This is a genomic window from Parafrankia sp. EUN1f (assembly GCF_000177675.1).
GTDB lineage: Bacteria > Actinomycetota > Actinomycetes > Frankiales > Frankiaceae > Parafrankia.
Window position 1 is genome coordinate 19,631 of the sequence record NZ_ADGX01000105.1, and the last position, 10,364, is coordinate 29,994.

General features: G+C 69.8%; 5 protein-coding genes. 2 read left to right on the top strand and 3 right to left on the bottom strand.

Going from position 1 to position 10,364, the window contains the following annotated elements:
- The first annotated feature begins 75 nt into the window (after positions 1 to 75).
- Both FREUN1FDRAFT_RS26205 and FREUN1FDRAFT_RS26210 read left to right on the top strand, forming a co-directional pair.
- The gene (locus FREUN1FDRAFT_RS26205) at positions 76 to 915 is read left to right on the top strand and encodes a toll/interleukin-1 receptor domain-containing protein (RefSeq protein WP_006543281.1); all 840 of its coding nucleotides are present in this window, start codon (positions 76 to 78) and stop codon (positions 913 to 915) included.
- 262 nt (positions 916 to 1,177) lie between these two features.
- Positions 1,178 to 2,668 (top strand): DUF4407 domain-containing protein, encoded by a 1,491-nt coding sequence (locus FREUN1FDRAFT_RS26210; protein ID WP_198144496.1) that lies wholly within the window; start codon positions 1,178 to 1,180, stop codon positions 2,666 to 2,668.
- Positions 2,669 to 2,685: 17 nt separating this feature from the next.
- Here FREUN1FDRAFT_RS26210 and FREUN1FDRAFT_RS26215 read toward each other — a convergent pair whose 3' ends face one another.
- The 3 genes from FREUN1FDRAFT_RS26215 to FREUN1FDRAFT_RS26225 all read right to left on the bottom strand — a co-directional run bounded on the left by FREUN1FDRAFT_RS26215 (position 2,686) and on the right by FREUN1FDRAFT_RS26225 (position 10,212).
- Positions 2,686 to 6,648: an ATP-binding protein gene (locus tag FREUN1FDRAFT_RS26215; protein WP_006543283.1), complete on the bottom strand. Its 3,963-nt coding sequence runs from the start codon at positions 6,646 to 6,648 to the stop codon at positions 2,686 to 2,688.
- Positions 6,649 to 6,808: 160 nt separating this feature from the next.
- A complete protein-coding gene (locus FREUN1FDRAFT_RS26220; RefSeq protein ID WP_006543285.1) occupies positions 6,809 to 8,713 on the bottom strand; it encodes a hypothetical protein in 1,905 nt (634 codons plus the stop codon).
- Positions 8,710 to 10,212 carry a PrgI family protein gene (locus FREUN1FDRAFT_RS26225; RefSeq protein WP_006543286.1) on the bottom strand — a complete coding sequence of 501 codons (1,503 nt, stop codon included), beginning with the start codon at positions 10,210 to 10,212 and terminating at the stop codon, positions 8,710 to 8,712. Before FREUN1FDRAFT_RS26225 ends, FREUN1FDRAFT_RS26220 begins: the two co-directional genes overlap by 4 nt.
- Positions 10,213 to 10,364: the final 152 nt, after the last annotated feature.

Genomic DNA, 10,364 nt, shown 5'->3' on the forward strand with positions numbered 1-10,364 from the left:
GCCAACCGGTACGATCACCGTCTTCTGTAGCGGGCACGACGGACACACCGTGCCGACTCGGTTCGGGGAGCTGGGATGTTCAGGGGGTTCACCGAGGCGGAACTCAAGGCTTTCGTCAATGTTTACGAAAGCCAGGATGCAGCTCGGAACTTCCTCAAGAAGGCCGGCTTCCCGAAGGACAGGCTGCCGGAATTCAACCGGGTCGATGCCAAAACGTACTGGGAGATGATCAACGATCTCCTGGAGAAGGGAATACTCAGGGACGGCCGGGCGCGGCTCCTGGCCGCGGCTCATGACGAATGGCCCGCCAACCCGGCTTTTGAGCCGCGCCTGTTCCCGGACATCGGCGACACATCGGCCGAGCGAGTGCCACCGGTTGATGCTGTGCCGTTACCCAGCCCGGCCGCTCCCGCACGTACGGCTGGTCGTCCCGAGCCGCGCGACGCCACAGCGGAGGAGTACGGATTCTTCGTCAGCTATGTGACGAGGAACGAGGCAGACCGGGCCTGGGCGACATGGATCGCCGGCGAACTCGCACAGTTGGGCGACGCATCTCGCGTACCTCCCACCGTCTGTCTTCCCGATGCGGATGCCCCCCCGGTCTCGGGAATGGTCGACCGGACGAAGCAGGATGTGCCACGGTCGGCGTGGGTGGTCGCGGTGTTGTCTCCGGCCTACCTCGGGCCGGACGGCGACGGTGCCACCGAGTGGGGTGCGGTGCTTAACGCGACCCGCCGCCAAACCGACCGGGTGTTCACTGTCATAGTCGCCGACTGTGCGCCGGCTGGCGCGTTGGCCGAACTGCCCTGGGTCAACCTCGTCGGCCTGGACGAGGGCAAGGCGAGCCGCACGCTGCGCGGAGAAGTCCTCCGGATCGTCAACGTGGCCACCAATTACCCACCGGCGTGCCGCTGACCGCGCATGACACCCCGTCGAGTTCCGGCGGCTGACATCTGTGTGCAAGCCGAGCCGTATGGTTCCGGAAACGGCTCCCGACGTTCCCGGGTGCCAGACCGGCCCGGGTATCGCGCTACCCGCCGGGGGCATCCGAGCACGCGGTTGCTCGGATGCAGCTAACAGCCACGGGGGGAACATGGCTGGCGAGATCTCGTCGGGTCCTCGGGACCGGCGGCGAATATCCGACCTGCTCGTCGTCCTGGCCGGCGCCCAGGGGTCGGTGCTTGACCGGTTTCCAGGAGACCGACCGAAGTACGTCGGCACGGGTGGCGTCATTCTGGGGACTTCGGTCATCGCCGGGCTGTCGTTCGCTTTCGCGATGCGGATCGCCCTCGACGCCAGCCTCCCGGTCTGCGCCGTGCTCGGATTCGGCTGGGGACTGTTCATCGCCAACCTCGACCGTTGGCTGGTCTCGTTCCCCCGGCAGGAGACGTTCTGGCGGAACGTCGGCTACCTGGTCCCCCGCCTCGGCCTCGCCATCGTGATCAGCTTTGTGATCTCGACCCCGCTCGTCCTCACGATTTTCGACGACGAGGTACGTGCGAAGGTGACCGAGATCCAGAGCGCGCGTGAGGCCGAGTTCCTGGCGGAGCGGCGTACCGACCCGACGGGCATGCGCATCGCCGACCTCAAAGCGGAGATAGCTCGCCTCGCGAAGGATGTCGAGGCCACGAGCCAGACGCCCGAAGCCAGCGTGTTTCAGGCGACCATCACGCGGTTGGAAGGAGAGCTGGGATCAATCGAGACTCAGCTCACCGCGGCCCAAACCGAGCGCACCGACGAAATCGGCGGAGTGGGGCGTACCGGTGACCAGGGAGTAGGCGACACCGCGGACTCGATCCAGGAAAAGATCAATCAACTGACCATCAATCGTACCGACAAGATAGCCGAAATAGCCAGCGCCAGGTCGGCGGCAATCACCGCTGACGGTGTCCGCACCCGTGGTGAGTCCGCGGGCATCACCACCACAGAAGACAAAAAAGAACTAGAACGCCTGGAGGCGGACGAGACCAAGAACGTGGCGGCGTTCCGGGTGCGGAACACCAACAACGACGGTATGCTGATACGGCTCGATGCGCTCCATGAGATCACAACCAGCAGCGGTTCGGGATTCGTGGCCCATGGCGCCGTCGCCGCGCTGGCGTTGCTGATCGAATGCCTGCCGATTTTCATCAAGTTCCTGATGGCACTCGGGAAGGAGAGCGCGTACGAAACGACGGCCGCCGCCGACGAGACGATCCTTCTGCACGATGCCGGGCTTCGGCGGAAGATCAGGGAGGAAATCGTCGGTCGCGAGGCCGAGAAGACACTGTTCCTGGCCGAGCTCGACCACGACCTGGCGCTGAATCGGGCGCAACGCTGGTCAGAGCGGCTTCGGGAGGTCTACTCCCAGGTGGACGCCGTGCACGCGGAAGAGATCCGACGCCGGCTGGCGCAGGAGGTCCAGGCGGACCCGTTCCGGCCGCATGACGGAAACCACCAAGGCGCGCCCAGGCCCCGCCAGCCCGCGGAAATGGACCCGGAACCACGTACCGAGGCTGTTGCCCGTCGCAAGAAGGCTAGCCGAAGACCGTGGCCTGCGCTGGCGGGGTTGCGTGGCAGGCTCAGTGGCCCGCCCAGCCCGAACGGTTCGGGCGGCTCGGGTGGGAATGTGCCACCCGAAGAGCCGGCGGCGGGTGGCGGCCCACCCAAGGACCTCGGCTCGGCCTGATCAGGCACAATCCCGTTTCAGGAGGTAGGAGACCGGCGATGTGAGGAGGACCGCGGACGGCCGCTGAGGTCCTCGTTGACCTTCGCCCGCATCACCAGGACGCGCGCCTCGGTGAGCTTCCGCAAGTAGGCTTCCCGATTGTAAGGAATAAGCTCCTCGTAGCAGGCCACAGCCTCGCTCGCCAGCGCAAGCGCCGCGGCCGGCTCGGACCGCATCCGAACCCTGGCCAGGTTGATCTGGACGTCGGCCCGGTCGTGCGTGAACTCGTCGTCTGACCCGTACTTCTCCAGGACCTCGTCGTACAACGACTCGGCCGCCGAAGGATCTCGGGCGAAGACGAGGTCGGCGAGATAGTGCAGCTCCTGGGCCAAGCGGCGGACACAGGTCGGCTCTTCCGGCCGGAGCCGGGCTCGTTTCTCCGCCACGAGGCGCTTTTGGAGTGCCAACTCGACCTCGGCCTGACTGTTCCGAGCCGACGGCCGCGATCGCTGGCCACCGGTCCAGCCGGCCCCGGAGCCCTGTGCGTCGGCGCCCTCGGCGACCAGCCTCCCGATACTGCTTCGCACGGCGTCGCGATGGAACGAGCGCCGCAGCTCGTCGTACATCCAGTTCTCAGCAGCCTCAGCCTCGTCCGGCGTCAGAACGGGGGTCCCGGCACCCGTCCCGGCACCCGTCCCGGCACCCGTCCCGGCACCCGTCCCGGTCGCGGCGTGCGCCAGGACGGCCATGATCCCTTCCGCGAGATCCTTCAGGTGATCGACGACCGAGCCTTCGGCATGCCAGCTGTTAACGAGCGTCTGACCGGCGGTCTCGGCGAGCAGTTGCTCGGCCAGCAGGTCGGGGCGCAGTGGTTCGACGCCGCCGCCGTCGTGCGGGTGGAGGTCGCACAGCCAGGCCGTCAGCGCGGCGCGGTCGGGCGCGGCCGCGTCTTCGGCCAACGAGGGAACCGCAGCTACCAGTACGTCAGCCGCACGCTTGCTGATCGGACTGGTCAGGGTGGTGACGGCGACGGCGAGGCTCGCCATTCCGTCGTGCGTCGTCGCACCTTCGTGCAGGTCCGCGGTCCGCGGGTGGCGACCGCTCGGCCGGCCGTCGGCAACGTGATCCCTCAGTGACCGGCGCCAGTGCTGGCGTTCGACCATCAGCAGCTCACGCAGCACGAGGTCGCGGCCGGCGTCGGGAGGCAGCCTCCTGGCCTCCGGATGACGTTCGAGCAACATCCGCGCCTGGAGCACCAGCGGGAGGCCGAGGTCACTGCTGGACAGCACGTGGGTCAGGACGTCGTTGGCCACGCCGTCGGCCGACGAAGCTCGGGGGTTCGGCAGCACCTCGCCGTATGCCACATTCGCGTCGCTGGCCAACTGCCGCCGTGCGTCGGATGCCAACGGGATCTCGCCGAGCACGAGGTCGTTCGAGTCGTCCAGTCCCGGGAGGCGATCGGCGGCCGAGCCCGAGCTGGTGGCGAACCGCCGCCACCACCAGGACTTCCGGTGCCTGGCGAGCAGCAACAACCGGGTACGGTTGCCTGACCGGTCGAGGGTCAGCTTGCGGAGCAGTTCCCCGGCCTGCTCGGCGTTCAGGTCGACGTCGTCGACGACGATGAGCGCTGGGAGTGTCGCGGAACGAGGGCCGCCTGCCGGTCGGAAACCCGCGCCGGGGCCGGGTGAAGGCTCTCCCAGGCTGGCGAAGCCCGCCGACCAGCCTGCGTTCTCGAGCTTTCGGCACAGTTCGGCGGCCAGCCGGGACTTCCCGGACCCGCCCGGGCCGGTAACCAGGCGGGCGGCAATCGCGCTCTGCCCCTCCCGACACCACTCGACCAGCCGGCGGAGTTCGTCGTCCCGTCCCGTGAACGAGACGACTTCGTGGGCCGAGTCCAACAGCGAGCCTGGGCTGGAACGGCTGTTGTCGTCGTCCGGCAACAGCCTGAAGGCCGGCTCGACTCGGACGACCCCCTCTGTCCTGATCACCTCGATGTGCTCGGCCAGCACAACAGATCTGATCTCGGGAACGTCGTCCGGGTCGTCGAGCAGACCGTGGAAGGCCTCGTCGTTCTCGGCGCCGGCCCCGGGTTCGTCGTCGCGGCGGCCCTCCCGGCGTTCTCTCGACAGCCGCCGGAGAACTGCCAGCGCGGCTGACGGCGGGCTGACCAGCAGTTGCCGCCTCGGTCGTCCCGAGCCAGCGCCGGGGGCGAAGTCCGATCCCCACGCATCGACCACTGTTCCCGCGTACCCGCCGTTGACGAACACGGGGGCGCCACGCAGGGACGCCCAGTCGTCGTAGGTGTCGCGACCGCCGTCACCGTCGCCGTCGGGCCCGCCGTCGGCGCCGGGAGCCTCGGATGAGGCCTCCACCGCGAGCAGGAGTCGGGGCGGCGCCGCTGCCCCCGGACCGCCATTGGCAGAGCCGTCCTGCCCCGGCACCGCCGTCACCTTGCCTTCGACCCGCCGGTGAGAGGACCGCGCGATCCCGTAGAACGCCCGACCGACCCGTTGCGGAGGCAGGGCGACGAACGGCGGGTCCTCGCCGTGACGATCCGGGCCGGGTTCCAGCAGCTCCAGCAACGTCAGCCCGGAGCGTTCGTCGGCCCATCGGACGCGTGCCGTGACCGGGAGCTGGCCGACGTCGCCGGACGAAGGCTCTGGGCGGGGCTGCTCGGCATCGCCGCGCGGGAGCTCCGGGCGGCCATCGGCCCGGGGCCGCGGCAACGGCTCGACCCTGGCACCGGCGGAGCCGCCGGACCGGTCCTCGTCGCGCAGGACCAGCGGGACGGCGGCGGCGAACTCCCGGCCCGCCGCCGCGAGGGCAGCGTCCAACGCCCTCCTCGCGGTGACCAACCCATCTCGGATACGCCGGTCTTCGTCCGCTGCGGTTCTGGTCAGTTCGCGAATGGCGGCAACCCTGGTGACCGTGGGGAACCGCCGCGGCGGCGAACCGGACTCGGCGCCATCCGCGCTGTTCAGGAGGTGAGTGTCGACGTCATCAGCGACCGTGTGTACCAGATCGATCAGGCGCCGAGAGGGAGCGCTCTCCTTGATCTTACTGTCCACGCGATCGGACGTACCGTCGGCGACCTCACTCACCCGGGCGCGCAGTTCCGCGGCGCTCACCGCGATCCGCCGGACCAGACCTTCGTATCGGGGTTCCGCAGCGCCGGCCCCGGTGGCGTCACCGAGTTCTGGTCGGTCTGGCGCGGGTGCCCTGGTCGCGATCCGGCGGCTCGCCGTCAGCTCGTCGCGGAACCGTCGAGCGACCAGATCGATCTCGGTTACCGGAACCAGCGAAATTTCGCCGCACTCGTGCTCGCTCGCTGCGAGTGAGGAGCCGATCGCATACTGCTCCTCGCGGATGCGCTGGTCCATGGAGCGGACCTCAGGGTCGTCAGCCGGGGCCGACAGCTCGTCCGAGACCAGCTCTCTCACCCGGCTTCGCACTTTCCGGGCGAGTGTCGCGGTCTCATCTTCCCAGCGTCTGAAATAGCCGTCGCACAGTTCCGCGACAACGGTGGCGAAATCGCCGGCGGCCGCCTGCACCTGTGAGGCATAGTCCTCCGCGGCATCCAGCGCCACGTCGAGTTGTCGGCGTGCGACAGCGGCGTCGGTTTCGAGCTGGGTTGACGATGGGCCGGGCCGCTTCGGGGAAGGCGCGGTTTCGGCGTGAGCGCCTCCGCCCGCCACCGCCCCAGCCGCATCGACCGCCTCGGCCACACCGAACTCGACGGACAGCGAAACCGCGGGGCCCAACCGCGTGACCGCCTCTGCTGTCAGGACGAATCCAGAGGCCACGAGGTAGCCGGCGACGACGACGGAGACCGGCGGTGTGTCGTCGTCGGGTCGTACGACGGCTCGGACCCTGACGACACGCTCCGGATCCGGGCCGCCGGCGAACCCTGCGGTGACGGCGCCCTGGCCGCCGTCGCCGCGGTCACCGCGGTCACCGCGGCTGTCCCCGTTGTCGAAATCGGGCAGCCCGCTGCGCGTCACTGTGTCTCCGCCCCGTCGCGCCTCGCACCATCTGCCGCATTTCTACCGCTGTCCGGGCAGGACCGCTATGGGGTCGGTCGCGAGCTGGGTAACCATCGGAGTGCCAGGGCCGCCGCCGACCTGGCTGTTCGCCGCGGCCACCCGGACCTCGCCGCCGTCCCTAGTTGGGCGGCGCGTCCACGATCTGGGGGTCGCCGACCTGGATGTGGTGGACGCCGTCCCGCACGAGGGGCGGTGCTGCCCAGTGCGCCCTCGCGACGAGGTTCTCCTCGTCCTCCTCGGCAGGGTCATGGCCCCGCTCGTCGCGGTAGGCGTGGGTCAGCTGACCCGCCGCGGGCACCGGCATCGGCGTGGGCACGCTGAAGGCCACACCGGGCGGTTCGGACGTCAGCCGGGGGCTGAGCTCGGGCGGGTCGAGCTCGCTGGGGTCGAGATCGTCGGGGACGAGGTTGGTGTCGTCGACCTCGCCGTGCATCTTCGAGCCGTTGAGCACGACCGGGATCTCCAGGTCTCCGACCACGTGCTCGACGTAGAAGGCACGGTGCTGGATCAGCCAGAGGGCGTAGCCGGGGTCCAGCCGAGGCAGCAGGTCGGCGGCGACGTCCGTGAGGCCGAGCGCCTCCTTGGTGTCGGCGATCTGGTCCGAGGCCTGCTTGTAGAGAATCCGGATCGCCGTCTCGGCGAGCAGGCCCTTGGCGATCTCCACCGAGTCGGGGGAGGCCGAGAGCAGGTCCGAGATGCGGTGCGCCACGATGGCGTTCGCGCAGCCCCACTGCCGCGCCAGCTTCTGCTGGGCGGACAGCCGGCGGACCAGCCCCGCGAACCGCATCAGCCGCCAGCACTCGTCGTAGACGACGTAGCGCTGCACGCCGTCCTGGCGCATCAGCGCCGCTTCCATCCAGGCCTGCGCGCAGGTCATGATCAGCGCGATCATCTCGTCGCTGCCCTGGACCCGCTCCAGGTTCAGCACGGCGATCGGCTTGTCGAAGTCCAGCGGCGAGGTGGTCGGGCCGTCGAAGAGACCACCGAGTGCACCGTGGGTGAGCCGCCGCAGCGTCAGGGTCGCGTCCCGGGACGCGTCACGCAGCTCCATGGCGGTCATCGGCAGGGCCGAGCAGTCCTCCTCGGACGGGTCGGTCATCGCCTCCAGCACGTGGGGGAGCAGCGGGGTGGCCCAGCGGTCCGGGTCGGCACCGGTGATCTGCCGGGTGACGACGTCGAGCGCGAGGTCGACGGCGGTGTGCTCGGCCGGTGTCAGCGGCACGCCCTTGGCCGTCTCGATCAGCGAGGACAGCAGCGCCGAGCGGGCTCGCTTCACCTCCCGGGCCCAGTCCGCGTCCGCGATGCCCCGGGGGCGCGGTGGGGCGTCCAGGGGGTTGAGCCTGGTCGACAGGCCCGGCCCGATGTAGGTCGGCTCGCAGCCGAGGCGGCGCGCCAACCGGGTGTACTCACCCTTGGGATCACAGGGGACGGCGGCCTGGTAGCCGAACGCGGAACCGCGGGAGATCAGCGTCTTGAGCAGCGCGGACTTGCGCGAGCCGACGGCGCCGAACACCGCGAAGTTCGGGTTCTCGATCACCTGCTGCCGGTACAGCTCGAAGACGTCGAAGTCGAAGGAGTTGCCTGACCACACGTGCCGGCCGATGTACATGCCCGGGGCGTCGAGCCCGGAATCGACCACGAACGGGTAGATCCCGGCGATCTGTGCCGTGGTCTCCATGTGTGCCGGCAGGCGCAGCTTGTGGAAGGCGCGGCCGGCGAAGGGGCCGAGTAGCCGCGGTGGCTGGGCGCCGCGGCGCAGCGACGACTGGGCCCGGCGCATGGAGGCCCGTTCCGCGTTGGCCGCGGCCCGCTCGGCCCGCCGGGACCGCCGCTCGTGGGCCGCCTGTGCCTTCGCCTGCCGGCGGCGGCTGCGCTGACTGCCACCGAGATCGACGTACCCGCTGGCCTGGTAGCCGGGGTCCTCGCCGGTGCCGTCGTAGCCGGTGCCGTCGTAGCCGGTGCCGTCGTGGTCATCGCCGGCGCCGTAGAGGTCGTGGTCGGCGGCGCCGCGGTCGTAGCTCATGCCACCCCCACCGCGAGCGGCAGCGCACCCACGCTGAAGCCCTGGTCCTGCTCGCCGACGAGACGCACCATCTCCAGCCGGCTGCGCGACGCCAGGGTCTCCGCCTCACCGCAGGCGTCGGCGAGGGACTCCAGGTCGTCCGCGGAGACGGTGACGAACCCGTGGAAGCGGAACGCGCCGAAACCGGCGATCAGCTCCTGCTCGCGCCGTTCGACCTCGTCGGCCTCGGTGACGTCCCGCTGGGTCGTCACCTTGCCGACCTTGTCACGCATCTGCTGTTCGCCGATGTGCGCCATGCGACGCCGGTTCACCGCCTTCTCCGCCTTGCGACCAGGCAGCGGTTCGACCACGAGCGAGACGGTACGCCGACAGGTGGTCTCCATCAGCAGCGGTGCGAGGAAGGCCGCCGGGGAGGGGACGCGGGGCCAGCCGTTGATCCAGTAGGTGGTGTGGAAGCCCGAGTCGGTGCGGTAGTGATCCCAGGCGTTCACCGTGCGGATGGGCCCGGCGATGGCCGGGTTGATGCCCGACGGCAGACCCTTGAGACCACCGGCGAGGTCGGTGCTCGCGCCACCCCGCGCGTCGATCATCTCGATCGAGTAGGGGTCGTAGGTGGTGCGGATGACCGCGGCGAGCGCGCGGGGCGGAAGCCAGCCGACGGTGTTGATCGACGCCCGCGCCAGCGCGGCCTCCATCGTCCGCAGCTCGCTGAGCAGCACCGCGCAGGCCGCTTCGTCGCCGCCACCGGCCCGCTGGATGGCACGGCGCGCGTCCTTCGCCCGGAGCTGGAAGGACAGGTAGGTCTCATGCCGTTGCGCGACCGGGCCGGCCGCGTCGATGACCTGTTCGTAGGCCTGCGCGGCCCAGGAGTCGTCGTGGTGGCCGCGGACCCGCCAGTGCCGCTGAAGCTGGTCACCGGAGTCCGGCAGGGTCCGTTCCAGCCACTGGATGCGGGAGAGCTTGCCGCCACCACCGGTCAGGCCGGCGAGCAACTCGCCCCAGGCGTCGACCCGGGCCTGCTGATCCCCGGACTCGAGCAGGGCGAACTGGCTGCCCTTCACCTGCAGGACCGCCGTGTAGGTCTGCTTCTTCGCGTCCTTGACCACGGCCACGTACCGGCCGCCACCCACCGGGAACGACAGGATGACCAGGCCCGACAGCGGCCCCGGCAGGACCGTCCTGGAAATCCGGTCCTCGGTGGGACCGAGTCGGAAGTAGCCTCCGCGGAACACCGTCTCGCCCGTCACCTTCTGCATCGCGAAGCCGAACATGATCGGCACCCACTGGTCGAGGTTACGATCCTCCACCCGGACGAACGCGACGAAGGCGAACCCCGCGGCCAGCAGTACCCACAGGGGAACGAGTATCAACGGCGAACGCAGCGCGCCCAGCACCGACAGCATGACGCCGATGAGGAGCGCCAGCTGGGGCCAGCGCATGCCGAGGAGTACCCCGCCGCGCTCCAGGGGCCCGAATCGATAGCTGCGTTCGGATACCACGGGCTACTCGCCACCTCCTGTGCGTGCCGGCGGCGTGACTCGCGGCGCGGCCTGCGGAGTCACCGGCGGCCTTGCCACGGTGTTGCCTGAGACGTGGGCGGCCGGGGCGGCGGTCCGGACCACCGGGGTGCGCGCCGGCGCGGCGGCCGCCA